Below are 21860 nucleotides of genomic sequence, written 5' to 3' on the forward strand. Positions count from 1 at the left end.
ACTTATAAATAAGCTTTTAGTTGTTCAAACAAGTGGGACCACCTCTCACCTCCGCGCTTCATCAGAAAACTGAAGGAACCTCCATTGAATCGAACTAATATTTTTTTTGGTGAATCGCATTCTGACTGGTTGCCTGTCAGAGGCGGAGAATCTGGTGATTTTGTTTTTCGACGTGGTGACGGGCATGCCTTCGCGAAAATCGCACCTGCTTCCCGCCGCGGTGAGCTCGCTGGAGAGCGTGACCGCCTCATTTGGCTCAAAGGTCGAGGTGTGGCTTGCCCCGAGGTGATCAACTGGCAGGAGGAACAGGAGGGTGCATGCTTGGTGATAACGGCAATTCCGGGAGTACCGGCGGCTGATCTGTCTGGAGCGGATTTGCTCAAAGCGTGGCCGTCAATGGGGCAGCAACTTGGCGCTGTTCACAGCCTATCGGTTGATCAATGTCCGTTTGAGCGCAGGCTGTCGCGAATGTTCGGACGCGCCGTTGATGTGGTGTCCCGCAATGCCGTCAATCCCGACTTCTTACCGGACGAGGACAAGAGTACGCCGCAGCTCGATCTTTTGGCTCGTGTCGAACGAGAGCTACCGGTGCGGCTCGACCAAGAGCGCACCGATATGGTTGTTTGCCATGGTGATCCCTGCATGCCGAACTTCATGGTGGACCCTAAAACTCTTCAATGCACGGGTCTGATCGACCTTGGGCGGCTCGGAACAGCAGATCGCTATGCCGATTTGGCACTCATGATTGCTAACGCCGAAGAGAACTGGGCAGCGCCAGATGAAGCAGAGCGCGCCTTCGCTGTCCTATTCAATGTATTGGGGATCGAAGCCCCCGACCGCGAACGCCTTGCCTTCTATCTGCGATTGGACCCTCTGACTTGGGGTTGATGTTCATGCCGCCTGTTTTTCCTGCTCATTGGCACGTTTCGCAACCTGTTCTCATTGCGGACACCTTTTCCAGCCTCGTTTGGAAAGTTTCATTGCCAGACGGGACTCCTGCAATCGTCAAGGGATTGAAACCTATAGAAGACATTGCTGATGAACTGCGCGGGGCCGACTATCTGGTATGGCGCAATGGGAGGGGAGCAGTCCGGTTGCTCGGTCGTGAGAACAATCTGATGTTGCTCGAATATGCCGGGGAGCGAATGCTCTCTCACATCGTTGCCGAGCACGGCGACTACCAGGCGACCGAAATTGCAGCGGAACTAATGGCGAAGCTGTATGCCGCATCTGAGGAACCCCTGCCTTCTGCCCTTCTCCCGATCCGGGATCGCTTTGCAGCTTTGTTTCAGCGGGCGCGCGATGATCAAAACGCAGGTTGTCAAACTGACTACGTCCACGCGGCGATTATAGCCGATCAAATGATGAGCAATGCCTCGGAACTGCGTGGGCTACATGGCGATCTGCATCATGAAAACATCATGTTCTCCAGTCGCGGCTGGCTGGTGATAGATCCCGTCGGTCTGGTCGGTGAAGTGGGCTTTGGCGCCGCCAATATGTTCTACGATCCGGCTGACAGAGACGACCTTTGTCTCGATCCTAGACGCATTGCACAGATGGCGGACGCATTCTCTCGTGCGCTGGACGTCGATCCGCGTCGCCTGCTCGACCAGGCGTACGCTTATGGGTGCCTTTCCGCAGCTTGGAACGCGGATGGAGAAGAGGAGCAACGCGATCTAGCTATCGCGGCCGCGATCAAGCAGGTGCGACAGACGTCATACTAGATATCAAGCGACTTCTCCTATCCCCTGGGAACACATCAATCTTACCGGAGAATATCGTTGGCCAAAGCCTTAGCGTAGGATTTCGCCCTCTCCCGCAAACGACCCCATTCAGGTTGGGTCTATACCGCCTTTATTATTGATGTGTTCTCACGAGCAATTGTTGGATGGAAAGTATCAACACGTATGAATACAGACATGGTGCTCGATGCATTGGAGCAAGCATTGCATGACCGAGGCATGCCAAAGAATGTGATTCATCATTCCGACAGAGGTGTGCAATATCTTTCCATTCGTTATACCAATCGTTTAGAAGCAGCAAATTTACGAGCATCAGTCGGTACGACTGGTGATTCATACGATAATGCTTTGGCTGAAACGGTGAATGGCTTATACAAAACAGAGGTGATTGAATATTTAAAAGCAGATTGGCAAGGTTTAGCAGATGTACAACTTGCGACACTAAACTGGGTAGATTGGTTCAATAAAGAACGTGTACATAGTGCACTGGGTTATGTATCACCTTTTGAGTTTGAAGCAATCTACTATGATAAGATTAATCCGTTAGGTCAGGTGGCCTAACTTAAATAAAAAGTCTCCGACAAACCCGGTACGGTTCAAGGCGTAGGTGTCAGTCAGATCCATCCGACTCAGCATTGGTGTTTGCTTTTTTACCCAACAAGCTGCTGGAAACTAAAAGTAAGGCACCGAGGACAATTGCAATATCAGCCAGGTTGAAGGCCGGCCAATGCCAGTCTCGCCAATAGAAATCAAAGGAATCCACAACATAGCCGCGAAAGACCCGGTCAATCAGGTTGCCCATGGCGCCACCGAGGATAAGACTGTAAGCGATGGCTTCTCCTTTATGACGATTTTCAAGGATCAGCTTGATCAGAAAAATCGAGACCACTACCGCGATTCCGATAAAAAAGTAGCGCTGCCAGCCTCCACCATTCGCAAAAAGACTGAATGCGGCACCGGTATTCCATACGTGTACCCAGTTAAAGAATGAGGTCACTGAAATAGACTCGCCATATGCCATTGATTGTTGCACCAGCCATTTTACGGCCTGATCAGACGCTGCCAGCAGGCCCGATATGGACAACATAGCGTACGGTGACAGATGTTTGCCAAAAATGGACATTGCTTAATCCTTGAGCGCCAGAATGCGTCTAGCACCGTTAAGTACAATTACCCCCGCGATGGTGCCGATAATCAGATCCGGATAATTGGACCCGGTCCACGCGACCAGAGCGCCGGCGGTGATGACCCCCAGGTTGATCACCACGTCGTTGGCCGAGAATATCCAGCTTGCCTTCATGTGCGCCCCGCCCTCCCGATGTTTGGATATGAGCAGCAGACAACTGGTATTGGCAATCAATGCGACGAATGCGATAGCCATCATCACCAGCGATTCAGGCTCACTACCGAATACAAAGCGTCTCACCACCTCTATGAGTACGCCCACAGCCAAGATCAGTTGCAGTACACCAGCAAGATGCGCGGCACGTACCTGCATTTTCACGCTATGTCCAACCGCATAAAGGGCAAGCCCGTACACCGCCGCATCGGCAAAATTGTCCAGGGATTCTCCAATCAGGCCGGTGGACCGGGCGATCAGACCGGCAGTCATTTCCACCACGAACAGAAGTGCATTGATGCCGAGCAACCAGCGCAGGGTCCCGGATTCTTGCTTAGCAGAAGCTGCCGAAAACTCGGCGGCCTTGATGGTCTCCGGATTTGCAGCGACGGTTTCCTGAAGCGAGGCGCCTAGCCCCAAGGTCTTCAGTTTCGAGGTGACGGGCTCGACCTCACCGTCATGCACGACCTTCAACTGGCGGTTCGACAAGTCGAAGGACAGTACCCGAATCCCCTCAACGCCGTTCAGGGCCAGGCGAATCATGCGCTCTTCTGATGGACAGTCCATCTTCGGCACGGCATAAACACTGACCCATTCCCCCGACGCATCGGAGGAGGCCTGCATATCGGTATCCGCCGCAGGCCTTGCATGGTCGCCACAGGGGCCTCCGCAGTTTTTACTCATGATATGACTCCACTTGAATGTGATCGGGTTTTCATTTAAAACTATATAGTAGCTATAATGTCAATAGCGTAGAGAATCCGTTGCGGAGGAACCCGATGCGTATTGGTCAGTTGGCACAGTCAGTAGGGGTAGATACACAGACGATCCGCTTCTACGAACGGCAGGGCTTGTTGCCGCCGCCTGGTCGGCAGGAGAACGGTTACCGTGTCTATACCGAGAAACACGTTGAGCGGCTGGCCTTTATTCGTCGCTGCCGCATCCTGGATCTGTCACTGGCAGAAATTCACGAACTAAAGCGCTATCAGGACGACCCTCATCAGTCCTGTACCGCTGTCAATGCCTTGCTCGATGATCACATCTCTCATGTACGCTCGCAGATAACCGCTCTACAGGCGCTTGAGAAACAACTCGTTTCACTAAGAGCGCGTTGCAACGATGACCGGGAAGTTAAGGCGTGTGGGGTTCTTGCTGGAATTAGCGAGGGAAGCATGCATCAGCAGTAGGTTGGAGTGCCAACCAGATAATCCGATGAGATGCCGGTTTGCCTCACTCTCATGCAAAGGTAAGATCAACCATTTAATCCGCTTACCCTATTTTTTTTGCTTTCACCTTATCCAAAATTCACCACCCCATAATTGAAAATATTTTGAATTATAAGCCCTTAGGGTGCTCATAATCCATAAATCAATTTCGAAGTTCTTTGTTGCATAAAGCCTTTAAAGATTGAGTTTTCCTAAGCAACTCAAATTTAAGTTACAACTCGGGTATTAGGTCGGCCTAATTCCATAAATCTGTTGAGGACTGCTACGCGAGCATGAATTTCACTCATCTGACTAGGAAAGCTTCTTGCCATTAATTTATCGCCTAATAATTTGATGCAGTGCATCTTTGTTTCGACCAAACTTCGGCGATGATAGCCTGACCATTTTTTCCATAGTGTTCTACCTAGCAGGGTTTTAGTATCTATACCAATATGAAGTTTACGCCATTGGCGACGATATTTCGGCTAATGCTTTTTACGTTTCCATTCACCTTCACCTAAGAACTTCAAATCCGTGGAATCAACGAGTAGATGCAGTCCATTGCAACTCTTTTCATAGCTAATTTGAATATCAATATGCTTTTGTCTTCTGCGAATGGTTGAATAATCCAGAGCTGTCCAATCTAATCCGCAAAGTTTAATCAAGCTTTGGACAAAGCCAGTCACCATGCATACAGAAAGACGAAATAAGGATTTAATCATGAGATAGCACTGAATGGCTATGTCAGAATAAGTTTGATTTCGACCATGTTTTCCTTGTGACTGCGAATATCATTGAATCTTAGTATCAAACCAAATTGTAAAATTACCATGATTGATCAAAGCATGATTGTAGGATGACCAATTCGGTGTACGATAAATTTAGGTGTAGGCTATTGCTGTATAAGACCTTATCGGTAGGTTTGCGCAACAAGGCCTCAAAATCCCACCTTAAAATGCAAATAGCAAAAAAACTCTACCATTCGATTGATTTCATTTTAGAAGTAATGAAATTAGTATCTGTTTGTAATGATATTTTATAAAATTCAATATTAGATCTGCAGAGAAAAACTTATCAAACTAAGTATTGGCTAGTCTTTTTCTTCGAAAAACTTATCAAACGAAGTATTAAGTTAATCTTTTTCTTCAACTTCTTCCTTAAACTCAAACAAATCATTCATCGTACAGTTAAAGTACTTACACAACTTATCGGCGACTGGTAATTCAATACGTACAGCACGGTCATAATACATACTTGTGAGCGTGTTGCGATTGATACCTGTTGCATGCACCACTTCACTTAATTTTAAAATTTTTCTATCGCCCATGAGGCTAGATAACTTACAAGTAATCATATTTAAATTAATTTACAAAAAATAACTTGCTGTGGGTTATTTGAAGTTGTTGACTGAGTAATACTTTGCTAAAATTAACCTACAGCAGGTTATTACAACTTATAGAAAGTATATTTTATCCATTTCAACTAAATTATAACTTTTTAAATATAAGGATTGAACCTGCATTAGATTATTTTGTGGAGATGACCGCCGTGTTACCAAATGAGTTATTGATCAGCCAGCAAGCTCGTGACTTAGGAAATCAATTAATTAAAGAAATGAACATCAATAGAAGTTATGGAATGGCTAATTTTCTTGGAGTAAATACTTGCTATGATAATCATCAGGCTGTACTTATTTGGACATTTCAACTGCTTGAAAGGGAACCTGCCTTAAATGAATTAGCAGAAATTAAAAAATATTTTCTTTTAATCTTTCCAGATAGTGTTTATCAATTAGCCTAAGTTGTTTTTAAAATTAATTTATTAAATAAAAAGCACTAAATCAAAGAAAGCTTTATTTAAAAATACCTATTAATTCAAAAACATACCATTTACTGAATATATGAAGCATAGGTTCCTGCTCTATCACTCACTCGTACTAAAATTACATCGCTCTTTTTACTGATACTAAACAATTTATGTCCACGCCACGTTCTGCGGCTTCGAGGGCTAGTTTTTGTTGAACCACTGAGAACAAGGACAACAAACTGCCTACTATATTTTCCCGGAGAGTGGTGTAGGAACTTTTTCATTATTGCTAATCATATCAGCGACAACATCAGCAACGAGCTCCTCTATTCCTGAGAATGCTTTAGACTGATCCGCATCAAGCCAAGACAATGATGGAAACTCAGCACACAACCCAACATACTCATTATATTCTGCTGACCATGTAACACGGCAAGTATATTGTTTACTATCCATTTGAAACCCCATAATGTTTTAAGTCTATGTATAAAAGTACGATTTTCACTTAGCAGTACTTAAATAATCACCCCACCACTGCATCATTTCAGTCCGCTGGGCTAAATAGTCAGCGTGATTATAGCTGGCACGGGTACGGTTCTTATCAATATGTGAAAGTTGTGCCTCAATCCAGTTATCCTGGAACAAACCTGAGTCATTCAAAATGGTACTAAAAGTGGAACGTAGTCCATGAGAGGATAATTGATGTTTTCCATAGCCCATCTTACGTATAGCCATATTTAATGTATTAAAATGAATCGGTTGATTATGTTTCCGTGGGCTAGCAAAAATGTACTTTTCACCGTATGACCATTGCATGACGTCTTTTAAAATATCTAAAGCCTGATCTGAAAGTGGAACTAAGAAGTCGGGAATCTCATGGCCTAATATGACTTTTCGTCGAAACTGTTTAATATGCAAGGCAGGTATTTTCCAGATTTTTTCATTTAAATCAAAATGATGAGGCTCAGCCAATAACAATTCAGCCCCTCGCACGCCAGTATGTAATTTGAACAGCAGTGCTTTTTTAATAATCGGATGGGCATCCAATTTTAATAAATTTTTCTTAAAATCTGATATATCCTCCGCTTTCAAATACGGATAATTCTTCTTGATTTTACTGTTAATGGCGATTTTATTTAAACCATGCGCGATGTTGAATTCACAATAACCCATCGCTACAGCGTAGTCATAAATTTGGTTCAAATAACTACAAGCTTTCTTGACAGGTTCTTTTACTTGGCGTCCCTCTATTTTTTTGATTACTGAAACCAGGTCATAACGCTTGATGTTTTGAAAAGGTAAATCCTGAAGGTCTGGATAAATATCTTGCTGTAAACATCTTTCTGCTAACTGTAGTACACCGCAGCGGGGTGAATCATTAAATGCATTTTTCAGTTTGAACTGCAGCCACTCCTCCCCTACCTTACGAAAGGTGATGACATTAGAGACAGTATCATGCTCAAAACAATAATTATTGTCTTTAAAGTCATCTTTGACTTGTCGTGCCTTTTTCAGCGATAAATCAGGATAAAGCCCCAACTGAATGCGGCGACGTTTTTTTGTTTGTGGATCTGTATAGCGATAGCACCAAGATTTTCTTCCAGTCGGCTCAATCTTCAGGCTAAGTCCATCTTCATCGGATAAAAAACAAGTTTTTTCCTTGCAATGAGCTTGGCGAACTTTAATTTCAGTAAGACTCATGAAATTTAAATGAAACCTATCAGCGGATTGACGAGATCCATTATATCAAAATAGAAGAAAATATATATGATGCGTACACTACGCATCATATATATTTGTAATATATTGTTTTATATATTTAATATTTTAAGTATTTGTATTTTAGTAACCATTATAAGTACCACCTCTTCTTTAAGTTCCCAACAACTCACTTTTTCTGTCATCAATGTTAAATAAGTCTTGTGCTTTAAATTCTTAGATGACCTCCTCTACCCTTTATTATCATTTTTATAAAAGTAACTATATGTACTCATTAAAATTTGTAGAGCTCAAAAACAAAAAAGACCGCTATATAGCAGTCTTTTAACTTAATTAAATAATAATTAATTCATTTTCATCATAAGTGCATAAGCATCACGTTTGTTTTGACGCAATGATTCTATCTCGGACTTCGTCAGCTGTTTTACGAGAGTTGAGGATATACTTTGCTTCCCACTCTGTGAGCCTTTCGAAATCGTACCCGTAAATCGATTTCCACCATGCTTCAAGATTACCATATACATCCCTCAATTGCTGAAGAGTTTCTTTACTTAGAGCTAATTGTGATGAGTATTGTTTACCCGTCAGTGCATATGCTCCAATAACTTTATTCGTCCCAGTTGTTTCAATATGACCTTTTAATGCTGCAAAAGTACCACCTTGGGTCTGGGTATCATCAACAATAATAACACATTTATCATTGTTTATTGTCCCATCAAATGCTGGTGGGTTGGCTAATCTATGCCACCCATCACCGCCAGTTCTTGATACTTTTATAGCTTGAACTATATTCGTATCAACTTCAAGCCCAAGTTTCTTTGCTATAACTGCTGAAGTAGCTAAAGGAATCATATTACGACCGACTGCTTCCTCAGCATGTACAGGTACTATAATAGTTTCCCGACCATCGATAATTCTTTCTAGTTCAGCAATCGCCTCATCCGAAACTAAATCTTTAGCTAAAATATACGCACTTTCAACATCCCCTGCTTTAGCAGCTTCATACATGTAATGAGAGGTTGCATCTCCAAGACCACGGTCAATAACCGTTTTAGGAAACATATTCCAATCTGTGCGATATAACTTCATATTTTTAAATAAGTTTTAATGATGGCTAGCATTAAATTTTACACTAAATTTACCGCTAGCATCTCTTGGATATTATTTTTCGTATCAGGCAGCACTCTCAAAAGCCGTTTGTTTGGACAGTCCCCATGATCATACACGAGGCAGCTTCAAATACTTATGGGCCCATCCTATCCAGTTGTATCTTCTTGCATCACATGAATATTGTATACTCATTTTGACTACTTGAAAATTATGGAACAACGTCAATAAAAACAATAACTCTAGAGTCTTTAGTCGACATTCCTAAAAAGGTAAATTCAACATTTCTTTCCATATCATTTCTTTGTGTCTCTGGATGAACAAAAGAAACATAGCTTATTTCAAAGAATCGGGCTAGGGTTTTTATGCCAATGATTTTGTTCTCTTCATTAGCAATTAAAACATCTAATTCCAGATCAAACTCTTCTAATTATTTAATTAAATCTTTAACTTTCATTTTACTATCAACCTCTATGAATTATTTAAAAAATTAGCACAATGAAACTTGTGAAAAAAATGGATTTGAACAAAATTTTTTAGCAAAAAAAGCATAGCAACCAGAAAAATCTTTCCAGCAATCAACAAAAATATCCCCGTGTGCTTCCAGTTTACAACATTTTGACTACCACACTGCCCACAGTAGTAATAATAGCCTTTGATACGGCCACCGCATTCAGGACAATTTTTATGATTAATGAATAAGTTACTCAACGTCTCTTCTCCAAAATTCTTATTATCAAGTTGTAAGTGAAGATAGCACACATTTATAAAAATATCTTTTTTAAAACATCAAAAGATGTTATAAAAAAGACATTCGCTACTTTAGGATAACTTTTAAGATGAATTTAAATCTCCTTGATGAAGAATCAATCCAACCTTCTGAACCCACGCCATGTGATTTTTTCAAAGGTGAAAATGCTATCAAAAAAGCTAAACAGTTAGGATTACCTGATCTCGAGTTAGTCAGAAACGCAATTATGATCGGTGATGCTGACTATAGAACAAATACTCACTATAACCGTGCACGCTTTATTGCACGATGGGGAAAAATTGGAGAACAGATTGCTTTACTGCTTCGACAATCTGATCCTGCTTGGATATTCCACAATGACAGCCAGCCAAGAATTGAGAATACAGTAAAGAAAATACAAATTATCTTTATGAGCGGGAATATTGCATTGGGGTTAGCTGATCAAGTTGTATCAGCACACTGTGAAAAAGGATTAATGACATTAAATAATATTAAGGAGAATCAGTCTGCTTATGATGATGAGACAAAATTGAGAACATGGATTTTATACTTTCCTTCAGCATCACATCCAGCCTATAAAGACATTGATATCCCAAATATTCCTTTTGAATTTGCATACCCAACTAGCTTCGTACAGGACTTAAAAGCGAAAAAAATTTCAATTTTACCAAGTGACCATACTTGCAGAATTGCATTTGAAATAGATAATACAGTTCCTGTAAAAACTGATCCTAAGCCAGTATTGGAACCATCTAATGAAATTAAACCAGATGATTTTGATATTCAGCTTGTAGTTTAATCTGAGGTTAATGTGTTTAATAAAGATCGTTTACGTATTGCTAAAGAATTACGAGGACTTAGCAATACCGATTTCGCAGAAAAATTGAGTTGCTCTATCTCTAAGGTAAAGCAACTTTTAGACGTGGATAAAGAAATCAATGAAAATGATCAAGATGATATATGCCGTGTATTAAATTTACCCAAGTCATTCTTTGCAGGTAATGACACACAACCACATGAAACAGACCAAATCTTCTATAGATCGGTTGCTCGTATTAAAGCACAGCATAGAAAAGCTAATGAGGCATATACTCTTTTAGCAATAAATATTAACAAGTACTTAAATCAGAAAGTAAAGTTACCTACTTTTCACCGTCCTGATTTAGATATTACTGAGTTTTTGGGTGAATCTAAGTATGCCGATCACCTAGCGTCAGAGTTGAGAGGTTTATGGGCTTTAGGTAATCAACCTATTAATAACATTGTTTCGTTGTGTGAGCTAAAGGGAATCCGTGTCTTTAGATTACCGACTGAAATTCGAGAAATTGATGCACTATCTTTTTTTGATGATGAAAGTGGTAGCCCTTTCATATTTCTAAATACATTTAAGTCTGCCGAAAGAGCCCGCTTCGATTGTGCACACGAACTTGGTCATACCGTTATGCATACGCATAACAAAAAAATTCGTGTCGAGAAAGATAATCGTGTTCTCGAAACTGAAGCGGATCAATTTTCATCTGAATTTTTAATGCCAACAGATGCATTTCTTTCTACTGCTCCACGCTATTTTTCACTAGAAAATATGATTGAGTATAAAAAGATTTGGCGAACATCCCTGAAGGCTATTAACTATAAAGCTCACAAGCTGGGCTTAGTTAGTGATTGGGTTAATCGTAGTAACTCTATAAAGATCAATTCGTTGGGCTACAACATTAATGAACCTGAAGAAACTCATCGAGATGAGAGTTTGATGTTGCCCAAAATTATCTCTGTTTTAGCCTCACAACCATCTTTTGATAAAAATAAAATGCTTGATGAAATTGGAATCTCTGAAGAAGATTTTAATCAATTAACATTTGATGCTTTAGCTAAAGTTGAGCCCCCGAAGAAAAAACATAAGTTATATATTGTCGAGTAATACAAACCTTCCTTAAAAATAATGCGCCTTACGGCGCACTATTTATGCAAAATCCTGATTAATTTTTTTATGACTTCACGCCCAACGTAGTTTTGCATCCCATAAGTCATACTTTAACTGAAAATGTAACTTGCCCCATCATGACTTTTTTCATATAGCCTACTTGAACTGACACCATAAATCCCATGTGTTCCATAAAGCATCGTATACAATTTCAGATAAATTCTTTAGTTATGTGATCAGGCTATGTGCTCAAATTACCTATTTCCAAATAAAAGAAATTTGACACTCTTAGGTGTCGATACAAGCCAGTTTGATCTTGAGCTTAAGGATCATGTATTCCCTTCCTATCATGCTCCAATCATTCTGAACGGCTCAGATCACTTAGAGCTTGATATTGCAAAGTTTGGATTACTACCGAGCTGGGCGAAAGAATTGAAGTTCAGCAGTCATACTTATAACGCCAGAACTGAGTCTGTAGCAGATAAGCCTAGCTTTCGACATGCTTGGAAGTACAGCAAGTTCTGCCTAGTCCCAGTACAAGAATTTTATGAGCCGAAATACATCAATGGCAAGCCACACTGGTACACCATCAAGCGTAAAGATGATCAGCCTTTTACTGTTGCAGGGATCTATGATGATGCAGTGATTAATGGCAATAAGGTACGTTCCTTTTCAATGTTGACCATCAATTCGGACCATCACCCTTTTATGAAACAATTCCATGCACCGAAGGATGAGAAGCGATCCATTATCGTTATTCCAGAACAGTACAGAAAAGACTGGCTAACAGCCGATCATGAACATGCGCATGAATATTTCTTTCAAATGCCCGATGAATTCGTCACATTTCCACGCGATGAGCAGAAACAAAACGTCTTATTCTGACGCATCCTTGTTTATCCACAACTTTTTAAATTTGAATTTTAAACGCTGTTAGTAATATCCTATTTAAACAAATTCTACTTCCAAACACGCCTCGTAGCGTAGGAGTATCTCATGTCTAAGAAGTTGCCTATTTACTTCTCTGACGACGCATGGTCATCTTTACAAGAGCTCATGGGTCCAGAGGGTAAACCAAGTCCTACCATCAACACCGTGCTTGAACAAATCGCTGTTCAAAATGAGCTTGTTGAAAAATTAGGGCTTACTGCTGTCCTACCCAAATCCAAAGTATCTATTCCCGTCTCTTTAGAGCGTATTCCTGCAGGTCCGGCCTTCAGCACCAAGGATGAGCAAGACAAAGCACTCGATCTGAATGAGTTCCTGATTCACAACCCTATTTCTACTTTTATTGCCTATGTAGACAGTGAATCCATGCTCGATGCTGGCCTAGAGATTAATGATCCAATCATTATTGATCGCAGTATTGAAGCCAAGCATTACGATATCGTGGTTGCCCTGATTGATGACAATGCCTCGACCATTAAGCGGCTGATGATCACCAATAAGATGTCCAAGTCTGAAATCAAAGAAATATTTGGAGATGAAGATTATCCGCTTCCAGAACTTTGGTTGAAGGCTGAAAATTCGAATTACAATCACATCATTCCTGATGATAGTCAGACCATATCAATCTGGGGTGTGGTGACTTTTAATTTAAAGCGTATTTATCACCGCTCATAAAAAGAAGAATAACCATGCAAAGTGAAAATGAAATATTCGCGTTAGTCGACGTGAATAATTGCTACGTCTCGTGTGAGCGTGTGTTTAATCCTGCCTTGAATGATCGCCCAACCATTGTGCTCAGCAACAATGACGGCTGTGCCGTGGCCAGAAGCCAGGAAGCGAAAGACTTAGGCATCAAGATGGGTGTTCCTGTATTCCAAATTAAAGAGCTAATCAAACAACATAACATTCAGGTGCTATCCAGTAATTTCTCCTTATATGGCGAAATGTCCAAGCGCTTTATGGAGCTGCTTGGGGACTATGTTGCACCAGGAGATCAAGAGATACCGTCTGAAACGTCAAGCAAATTATTGAGAATTCATGCTCAATAATCCGCTTGATAAGGTTGTTGGTGTTTGAGTACACCATAACAAAGATGAACCAACTTCCTCATCGCAGCTCCAATCGCCATCATTTTGGTTTTACCATTGGCCAATAATCTTTCATTCATCCCTCTAATGTGGGGATTATGCCGAGTTGCGACAATGGCTGCCATATATAAACCGGCACGTATTTTGGAAGAGCCCGCTTTGGATAAACGGCTTCTGCCATGAATGGAGCTACCTGATTGCTTTTGAATGGGGACCAAGCCAACAAAGGCGGCCGCTTGACTAGCGCTTTCAAAAGTATGGCTGCGCAAGAAACTGAGCATTAATAAACTGGTTCGATCTGCAATAGCTGGAATACTGCTGAGCAGTTCTTTATCATTTCTTAAATCAGGATTCTGATCGATATGAGCATCAATTTGCTGGTCGATACCCTGAATGTGCTTGTTTAACTGCCTAATACTCTTATGGATAGACTGAAGTACAGGTTCCATCGTGAAGGTAGACTCTGCTTTTTCCAAACGATTCTTTTCACGTTGTAAATCTTCACAAAGCACAGCTCTTCTATCTAGCAAAGCATTCAGAAATTGAATAGGTTGGGGTAAAGGTTGCCAAAAATGTAGATCGGCAGTCATCGCAAATCGAGCTAGAACTTCACTATCCACCTTGTCTGTTTTATTTAGCTTAGACATACTCTGAGCAAAATATCGAGCTCTGGCAGGATTGGTTACACAGACTTGATAGTCCGCATCAAATAAATATTTAGCCAAGAGTTCATGATAAATAGATGTGGCTTCCATTAAGATAATGGTCTGCGTAGAAGTTGCAGCATGCTGCTTTAGCCAGGTTTGAAGTTGCTCAAAACCTTTTGGTGTATTTGAAAAAGTTTTGGTTTTCTTTTTACTTGCAGAATTTTCTAAAATTAAACAGCAATCAATTTTAGCTTTAGCAACATCAATACCAAGATAAAACATAATCTTTACCTGCTTTATTTATCCAATTATTGTTTTAGCATAACCACCGTCTTTTCTTGTGAATACAGCATCAAAGTGCTTAGTTACCGTCCAGAGTTGTGCAAGTGGTTAGGGCAAATTGTAGGTTTTATCTCTTTCACAGACTAAAAGTCTTAGGTCTATTACAAACTCTACAATTTGCATATAGTGGAAGCTAATCACTACAAGCTCCAAGATACAAGGTCTATTCCATTGATGAATGCTTTCTGAAGCTCACAGCTTACGAGCATCTATTTGACCTGACTGTATATGCTCAAGACATGAGGGCTAAGGCTTGGCGTTGGTTAGGCCTACCCTGCTGTATTGGAATTGGTCGCTCTAAAACCGAAGCCAAGATTGCCAATCATCTCGCCAAGAAAAACAAGTTCTTCAATGGGGTCTGTAATCTGGCCCATATGGACCCATGCTCTACAGAAACGCTACTCGCGCAGGTTGATGTGTCTGAGGTTTGGGGCGTAGGCAGACAGAACTGTAAGAAGCTCAATACTATGGGTGTTCAATCTGTGCTGGATCTGATCAATGCCAATCCTAAAGAAATCAAAAAGCAGTTTAGTATCGTGATGGAAAAGACGGTGCTTGAGCTACAGGGCCTTTCTTGTATTGACCTTAGTGATGATACTGTAGCGAAGAAGCAAATCATCAGCAGCCGTTCATATGGCAACCCAGTGTATGAAATGGATGACATTAAAGCTTCGGTTCGGCTTTATGTGGCCAGAGCCGTGAAACGAATGCGGGAAGATGGCTCAATCTGCAAGATGATCGGCGTGTATATCCAAACCGGTCGCTTTGATAAGACAGAGCGCTACTCGCCTTACATCGTCGTTCAAATGCATGAGCATACGGATGATCTACTGCTCATCACCAAGGCCGCGATGAAAGGCATCGATCAGATATTTAAGAAAGGCTTTAAGTATAAAAAGGCGGGAATCGTGCTGCTCGAAATTACAGATCAATCCAAGTTTGTGCCCGATCTATTCACGGACTATTCACATAAGCAAGAGCGAGAAAGGCTTTCAGATGCCATCGAAGCCATCAGTGAACGGTTTGGGAAGAATCTCGTCACGCTAGGCATTGCCAACAATAAAGAAGCCACATGGCACATGAATCAAAACCTTAGATCACCTTCGTATTTAACCAAATGGTCTGACTTACCAAGAGTAGGATAAAAACATGCACTTATTTAAATTAACTGACGAACAACTCGCACAAATTCTTATCCCGAAACGATTTGTACCACCTACTCCACCTGAACATGAAGGCAAGAATATGGTCTATGTATTTGATAGTGAGGATAAGTTTGAACTGACTTATGATGAGCTGGTGGAAATCATTAGCAAAGCTAGAATGGCTGGTCCGAAGTTGATACCTGTCTTAGGCACCGTGAATTAAATTGTGCAGTGTTCGCACGCCACTTGAAACATAACTTGATTGGAAATGAATTTGGGCTGAGAAAAATTCAGTTCAAATTTAACCTGACGGGCACACTAAAAAATGGGTAATTGTCAGATCGAGTTTGGACTACAACACTTTAGCTCATCGATTTACCAAAGTGCTAATCTTTACACTATTGTCTAAAATCCAGTGACCAAATTGTGATGCTAAAGCTTTTAAATTCCCTTTATTATGAATCAAAGTTAGTATGATGCTTTTCATAAAGACAGTTTACTTATAACCAGAGAGATTTTTAAACAATTCCCCCTTTTCAGTTTGCTTAGGCTATTTGATCCAGAGTTCATCTTTTTGCATCATTTTTAACATTAAATTAAATATAACCAGCGGAGTAACATTTTTTTTGTTAGAGCCGACAACTCTTTGAAAACTAAATTTAACGGTTCGCTCAGGAGCATCCAAATTAACTGGGTAGTTTTGTTTTTCTAAATACAGATGATCTCCTAACATTGGCTCTATACCAGTAATAAAATTAACAATTTGTTGCTCATCACCTTTCATTCGGCATTGAAAATGTAGAAAATTCTTACGCAGTTTTCCAAATAATAATAATATTTTAAGCGCCTTAACCATGTTCTTTTCTTTCAGTGCATCTTGCTGCCTATCATCTTTATAATGAAAATCAAGGAGAGGAATTATTTCATCTGGACGAGTCAGTTTTTTAGCCTTTTCGTAAAGTTCATCAAACCAACTCTCTTCTAAATTCTTACTATAAACATAATTCGTTTTTAAATTAAATTTTTGGCGATCCATCCATTTAGTGCTCATCCATTGACATCGTTGCATCCATTCTTGAGCTTGGGTATCTTCGCTTAAACGACCTTCTCTAAAACTTATCAAACGTTGAAAAGGTGTCAGAGTACTCTTCTCTATACTAAACTTCTTTTCTTGTCGGCCAGCCATCGTAACTGGCTGTGTTTGCTGATAAGAATTAAACCATTTCTGCTGCTGAGTATAACGATTTAGGTTTATGTAGTCTGTACTTGACTTCACTGGACTAAAACACTGTTCTAATACTTTTTTTGAAATGATACACGGCGAATTATAAATTCGATCGACTGCTAATAAATCCAAAACATGAAGGTAATTTGAAGCCGTTTGCTCAATACTGCTATGCCCCATCCAAGAGGCGAGCACCTGCCATTTATGTTGAATAATCTCTTCTTGAGCACGTGCTTTCATACCAAACAATAAATCCCTCATCTTTTTTGCTTTTACCCAAGGACAATCTGTGTAGGTCTTGATCATTTCTTTTGAACCGAGCAAAGTTATTGCTAGATAGTTAGCAGCACTGTGGCGTAATGTATGAAAACTAAAGCCATGATGCATACCTAATATTTGACTAAACAAATCTACTGTAATTTTGCTGATACATTGATCAGTTAATACACGATGATTCACACTAAAAAGTAGATCATCCTGCTGATTAACCAAATATTGCTCATAACGATGTTGTATGTAACGTTGTACTACTAAAAACTCATGTTCTGACAATGCAATTTTCAATGGTATTTGACGATTCGCACTTCGCGTTTTCAGACGGCGATATGAATTGTCTTGGATATGAAGCGTGATATTATTAAAAACTGTATTTTCTTTTTCTTTATAAAGTAGCTCTGGGCAAATAATATCTTGTATTTTAAGACAACGAACTTCATTTAATCGAAGTCCAGTTCTATAACTTAGTAAATACATCAGCTTTAAACAACTCAGATGATCGACCCACTCTGATGCCGTTGGCTCTTGACTTAAATTTTCTAGTTTTTCCAATAATTTGCCAAATAGCAAAGGACTCACTAGCCGTGCATTGCAAATTTGTAAATGCTTAAAACTTGAATTCTGTAACACCAATACCCCTGGAGCATCATAATTCTCTATACAGAATTGATGAAAATCTTTTAGGCGACCAAAACGGTATTCTGCGCTTTGGTGCATCTTACGAGAGGTTTTTCCTTTCACCGAATCTCGTTGAACTGCTTTTTCATCACGTTCACTGCTGTATTTCAATAGCTGCCGATATAAATCCTCATAGTCATCTATGGATTGTTGCTTTAAATCTAATTTATTGAGCCAAATCTCAAATATAAATTCTTTGCCAAACGATCCTAAGTAGCTTTCAATAGTTGATAATTGAAGCCCTCGTTTTTTTAAATGCATTAACCAGTGAATTAAGCGTAGTTGAGCATCAATTAAAGACTTTTCCTCCGTATTAGCATCAACTATCTTCTCCTCTAACACCCTTCTAGTTTCTTGCCAAAAACGTAGCGTGCGTTCTTCTTTATTCCTCTTTTTATCTAAACGCTCAACTTTTTGACCTTTACGTTTCTTTTGACCAAACAACATCAACTCATACGGAATCGTTTGTAATTTGCTTTGAACAGTCGGAACTTCAGGAAGTAACTGCTCTTGTTCAAAATGAATAGGGCGATTATCTGCTTCTGTGACTTGATTGTAATCATTATTCCACAGCAATCTAAATTCGGATGGCCTTAAAGCAACAGTATTAATCTCTTGCTGAAGCACATTACTCAAAAATATATCTATGCTGAGGTTTGGATTAAATTCGAGTACCATTTGCACATCATTAAATGCACGAAATCCACGGCGTTTAATTTGATATTGCAGATCCCCAAGACTTTTTTTCCTGCCTATCTTACTCAAGCTTTCTAAAATACAATCTTCAACTGAATGTTGCAGACAAAATTCTTTCTGAGTAGCTTTCAACTTTTTTAAATATTGCAAAATGAACTGCGCATATGGGTTAAAAAAAACATGTTTCCATTGGTACAACTTTCCCTGTTCTACATCGTTGCCATATTGAGAGTTTTCAACACGATAATGTAGTAACAATGGATTAGTGATTTTTTTGTAGTCCGAATGGTATAACCGAAAACAATTCAGATCTGTACCAAGCTCAATGGCCTCCTGCAATTGCTTCTGAATAGCAATCAAATGCTGTTCATCTGCACAGCCTGAAATATATATAAAACTTAAGCATAAATTTCCCCATAAGTACTTTGGTTCATTCCAATATTCAAATGAATCTTGCCAATACTGCCTTAATTCCTTAAGTACATGGATATGTAGATGCCCCTGTTCTAACCGTGACTCTGTACTCTCAATTTTTCTAGGCAGTACGATCCGTTTAGTATGTGGATTTAGCTTAATTCTGTATGATTTTTTATCTACATTCTGGTTGAATTGCTTCCTTCTTTTATTAAATTCATCTTCAGTAAATTGCATCAGTTTTGATTGTTCGTCTCGGCTCAACTTTTGACTCAAACAATCAACACTATCTTTAATGTCATGCCATTTTTCAGCGATCAGCTGATCAAGTTTTTGCTGCATTTCTTTCGTCAATACTTCAGGTGGAGAAGGCTGTCTATCTAGCGACTTTTTCACCATTTTATGAATATCAACAAATAGATCATCTAGTTGTGGTTTTATTAGTTCTTTGATTTTTTGCATACAACTATTTTCGCTCTAAGTGTTTAATCGATAAAGATTTGACATTATCTTGCAATTGCTGGCGGGCTTGCTGTACATAGACATTCGGGATAAGTGAAGAATGCGGATGAAAAGCCTCTCGGTCACGTTGGTCATGACCATACAGGGCCTGAATTAAGTGAAAAGCTAATGCTGGTTTACCCTCTTGCTGCTCATGCATCAAAAAGTTCATGTCAAAATGACGTAACCAATTCGAATACATATTCTTTGGAAAGACTCCTTGCATATATGAATTCACCCATTTTCTCGATAAAGGGATTAACTTAATTTTCCTGCTCTGCCATTCTTTGACAGTTATCGGCAAGATATCTTTACTAAAAATGACCTTACCAAAAAGATCATTTACAGTTATCTTCTTCTTTGCAAAGACTTGTCTAAAAAATGAACCGTACGCTTCAATAATTTGTTCTAAAAAGGCAGTGTAATTTTGCAGTGTTTTTATGAAAAAATCAGATAAAGGGATAAAACGACCATCTTTTCTTGCTTTACTATTTTTTTTATCATTCACATATAAAAGCTTGAGCTCAACACAATAATCATCCAAATTCCCCAACAGGTTTTTTTTAGGCCGACTTGCCAAACTCAACAAACTGATATGCCACATCCAACACGCATATGCATTAAGTTGATTAATAATGTGCTTATCTTCTTGGATGTTTTCGTGACAATGTCTATGTAAAATATGGAATTGCTCTTTCACAAAATTGGGTTCAAGTGCCAGTTGGCTCCCTATCCTTCCTATAGATAATGCAGATTGCACTTTGAATTGTTGTTGCAATATTTTTAGTTCAGCCGTGTCTTCAGTAAAATGTGTGGAATGTGGTGTAAGTGCTTTTTCTAAAAAGGCTAGATATGTGCTACTGAGTTGAGTTTTCGGTAGCCCGCCATAATAGATACCAGGCATGTGATGCTGACTATCCCGCCCAGCAATTACATGAGCAAGATATTCATTATATGTTTCATAATATATATGAAAATATAATTGAGCCTGCAGTTTTTCTACAGTGATCGAACCTACAAACCGATTATCAAGCCAATTCTTAAGTTTCGTATTAATGTGTGTTGATGAAATTAGTGGATTCGATGCTTGTTCTATATAGTCAAACCAAGCAGAAGGTAAATGTAGTTGATGTGTCATCACTTCATTCCACCGCACATGATTTAAGCTCTTAATCTTCTGCTCTGTAATTTTAAGATTTAATTTGAGTAAATATTCGCGACGTCTACTTGAACCATTCTGGATCAAAATTCCATCTTGAATAAGCTCGTTAAAATCCATCAGTGCGACGGGTGATAATCCCGTCAAAAGTGACAATAAACATGCTGCAGCGATTGCAGCATCCCTCCAGTGCCCGGATAACTCGGTTCTCAACACATAAACAATTTGCTTCAGTATATCTGGCGCCAAATAATGTGGATTTGTAACAAAAGGAGCATGACGGCGCTGGCGATGCCGCATTAGATGCGTCGCATTATCGCTGAGTATATAATTTAAATTTTTAGACTTTTCATCTTCTGAATAAAACTCCATTTCAGGATCTAATAGATCAACTTCACCCTCTTCATCTTTGTGAAGAGCGGCATCATAAATACTGATCTTTGCGTTATGTCCAATATCTACTTGCTTACCCGTTTTAATTTCACGAAATTTTTTGAGTTCATTTTTCGTCGGCCATTGCAAAACTTTACTTTTTTTTGACTTACGCTGACGATGAACAACACGACGATCATCAAGTCTTTTAAAAATTATTAATAGAGCCGATAAATACTCTATGGCTTGTACTTGTTTGAAATCTTTAATATTAAAAAGTTGATTACGATCCTCCTTTTTCAAGTTACGTTCGTACATGACATAGCGATTTAGTAGCTCACTGCATTCTTGAAATAATTCAGCATGATTAGAATCCAGAACATATCGTGATACATAGCGAAAGAGATCACAAACATGTTTTTGCTTATTCTCAGCTTTATCAATTTTTGCAAATTCTTGATACTGCCGATATGTTAAAAAACTCGCTTGTAGAATCAAATAACGTTCAGACGACAGCTCTTGAGTATTACTAGTAGTCGGGCATGCAAAATAACTTAAAGAAGCTAGATAATAATATTTACCTAATTGTCTAGAACTAGATATATAGCCATATATCTGTTGTGCTTCCTTATATAGAGCATGGGCTTTTTCACGTAAATCATCTGATAGATCGACAAATTGTGTATTCACAACATGATTGCGTAATAAACAATAATCTTTTTGGAATTTTTCTGCTAAATCTAAGAATTGCTCTTCTGTTTCAATCTTTGGCATATTCG

18 protein-coding genes and 4 pseudogenes are annotated in these 21860 nt (G+C 39.6%); 12 read left to right on the forward strand and 10 right to left on the reverse strand.

The annotated features are described in order from the left end of the window. Window positions 1-84: 84 nt before the first annotated feature. From aph(3'')-Ib to E5Y90_RS16390, 3 genes and pseudogenes are all read left to right on the forward strand, one after another. Window positions 85-888: an aminoglycoside O-phosphotransferase APH(3'')-Ib gene (gene aph(3'')-Ib / locus E5Y90_RS16380; protein WP_001082319.1), complete on the forward strand. Its 804-nt coding sequence runs from the start codon at window positions 85-87 to the stop codon at window positions 886-888. Then, window positions 888-1724, forward strand: a complete 837-nt coding sequence (locus tag E5Y90_RS16385) for an aminoglycoside O-phosphotransferase APH(6)-Id (protein ID WP_000480968.1) — start codon at window positions 888-890, stop codon at window positions 1722-1724. Before aph(3'')-Ib ends, E5Y90_RS16385 begins: the two co-directional genes overlap by 1 nt. Window positions 1725-1829: 105 nt before the next feature. Continuing rightward, window positions 1830-2303: pseudogene (locus E5Y90_RS16390) on the forward strand (IS3 family transposase); the annotation flags it as partial. A gap of 49 nt (window positions 2304-2352) precedes the next feature. Here the strand turns inward: E5Y90_RS16390 and lspA are convergent. After that, window positions 2353-2865, reverse strand: a complete 513-nt coding sequence (gene lspA / locus E5Y90_RS16395) for a signal peptidase II (RefSeq protein ID WP_150378258.1) — start codon at window positions 2863-2865, stop codon at window positions 2353-2355. Between the two features lie 3 nt (window positions 2866-2868). Next, a complete protein-coding gene (locus tag E5Y90_RS16400) occupies window positions 2869-3765 on the reverse strand; it encodes a cation transporter (RefSeq protein WP_150378257.1) in 897 nt (298 codons plus the stop codon). Between the two features lie 95 nt (window positions 3766-3860). On the opposite strand from E5Y90_RS16400, the gene cadR reads away from it, so the two are divergent. After that, window positions 3861-4268: a Cd(II)/Pb(II)-responsive transcriptional regulator gene (cadR, locus tag E5Y90_RS16405; RefSeq protein ID WP_001219642.1), complete on the forward strand. Its 408-nt coding sequence runs from the start codon at window positions 3861-3863 to the stop codon at window positions 4266-4268. A 245-nt stretch (window positions 4269-4513) separates the two neighbouring features. Here the strand turns inward: cadR and E5Y90_RS16410 are convergent. After that, window positions 4514-5167 (reverse strand): annotated as a pseudogene (locus E5Y90_RS16410) (IS5 family transposase). A gap of 251 nt (window positions 5168-5418) precedes the next feature. After that, a complete protein-coding gene (locus E5Y90_RS16415) occupies window positions 5419-5640 on the reverse strand; it encodes a helix-turn-helix domain-containing protein (protein ID WP_004658364.1) in 222 nt (73 codons plus the stop codon). Window positions 5641-5834: 194 nt separating this feature from the next. Between E5Y90_RS16415 and E5Y90_RS16420 the strand changes: the two genes are divergently transcribed. Then, window positions 5835-6086, forward strand: coding sequence for a hypothetical protein (locus E5Y90_RS16420; RefSeq protein WP_004658363.1), 252 nt, complete (start codon window positions 5835-5837; stop codon window positions 6084-6086). 252 nt (window positions 6087-6338) lie between these two features. Here the strand turns inward: E5Y90_RS16420 and E5Y90_RS16425 are convergent, their stop codons facing one another. The 3 genes from E5Y90_RS16425 to E5Y90_RS16435 form a co-directional block, all read right to left on the reverse strand. After that, window positions 6339-6560, reverse strand: a complete 222-nt coding sequence (locus E5Y90_RS16425; protein ID WP_001986288.1) for a hypothetical protein — start codon at window positions 6558-6560, stop codon at window positions 6339-6341. Between the two features lie 33 nt (window positions 6561-6593). Then, window positions 6594-7793 (reverse strand): tyrosine-type recombinase/integrase, encoded by a 1200-nt coding sequence (locus E5Y90_RS16430; protein ID WP_000059658.1) that lies wholly within the window; start codon window positions 7791-7793, stop codon window positions 6594-6596. A 393-nt stretch (window positions 7794-8186) separates the two neighbouring features. Then, entirely contained in the window at window positions 8187-8900 is a 714-nt protein-coding gene (locus E5Y90_RS16435) for a phosphoribosyltransferase (protein ID WP_001986287.1), read from the reverse strand. 857 nt (window positions 8901-9757) lie between these two features. On the opposite strand from E5Y90_RS16435, the gene E5Y90_RS16440 reads away from it, so the two are divergent. The 5 genes and pseudogenes from E5Y90_RS16440 to E5Y90_RS16460 all read left to right on the forward strand — a co-directional run. Further along, window positions 9758-10468, forward strand: coding sequence for a hypothetical protein (locus E5Y90_RS16440; RefSeq protein WP_001052588.1), 711 nt, complete (start codon window positions 9758-9760; stop codon window positions 10466-10468). Window positions 10469-10480: 12 nt separating this feature from the next. Next, complete coding sequence (locus tag E5Y90_RS16445) at window positions 10481-11587, forward strand: ImmA/IrrE family metallo-endopeptidase (protein ID WP_150378256.1); 1107 nt, start codon at window positions 10481-10483, stop codon at window positions 11585-11587. A 246-nt stretch (window positions 11588-11833) separates the two neighbouring features. Beyond that, window positions 11834-12475, forward strand: a complete 642-nt coding sequence (locus E5Y90_RS16450; protein ID WP_002046584.1) for an SOS response-associated peptidase — start codon at window positions 11834-11836, stop codon at window positions 12473-12475. 111 nt (window positions 12476-12586) lie between these two features. Next, complete coding sequence (locus E5Y90_RS16455) at window positions 12587-13213, forward strand: LexA family protein (RefSeq protein WP_000038641.1); 627 nt, start codon at window positions 12587-12589, stop codon at window positions 13211-13213. 14 nt (window positions 13214-13227) lie between these two features. Continuing rightward, window positions 13228-13548 (forward strand): annotated as a pseudogene (locus tag E5Y90_RS16460) (Y-family DNA polymerase); the annotation flags it as partial. Window positions 13549-13580: 32 nt separating this feature from the next. Here E5Y90_RS16460 and E5Y90_RS16465 read toward each other — a convergent pair. After that, on the reverse strand, window positions 13581-14555 hold the full coding sequence (locus tag E5Y90_RS16465) for an IS110 family transposase (protein ID WP_150378074.1): 975 nt from the start codon (window positions 14553-14555) through the stop codon (window positions 13581-13583). Between the two features lie 218 nt (window positions 14556-14773). Here E5Y90_RS16465 and E5Y90_RS16470 point away from each other — a divergent pair. Together E5Y90_RS16470 and E5Y90_RS16475 are read left to right on the forward strand one after the other, a co-directional pair. Beyond that, window positions 14774-15760: pseudogene (locus E5Y90_RS16470) on the forward strand (DUF4113 domain-containing protein); the annotation flags it as partial. Between the two features lie 4 nt (window positions 15761-15764). After that, window positions 15765-15983: a hypothetical protein gene (locus E5Y90_RS16475; protein ID WP_000550047.1), complete on the forward strand. Its 219-nt coding sequence runs from the start codon at window positions 15765-15767 to the stop codon at window positions 15981-15983. Between the two features lie 327 nt (window positions 15984-16310). On the opposite strand, the gene E5Y90_RS16480 is transcribed toward E5Y90_RS16475, so the two are convergent. Continuing rightward, window positions 16311-19511, reverse strand: coding sequence for a site-specific integrase (locus E5Y90_RS16480; protein ID WP_151208140.1), 3201 nt, complete (start codon window positions 19509-19511; stop codon window positions 16311-16313). A 4-nt stretch (window positions 19512-19515) separates the two neighbouring features. Continuing rightward, the gene (locus E5Y90_RS16485; RefSeq protein ID WP_002058482.1) at window positions 19516-21855 is read right to left on the reverse strand and encodes a hypothetical protein; all 2340 of its coding nucleotides are present in this window, start codon (window positions 21853-21855) and stop codon (window positions 19516-19518) included. Between the last annotated feature and the right edge of the window lie 5 nt (window positions 21856-21860).

It is taken from the genome of Acinetobacter sp. 10FS3-1 (genome assembly GCF_013343215.1).
Taxonomy (GTDB): domain Bacteria; phylum Pseudomonadota; class Gammaproteobacteria; order Pseudomonadales; family Moraxellaceae; genus Acinetobacter; species Acinetobacter lwoffii_C.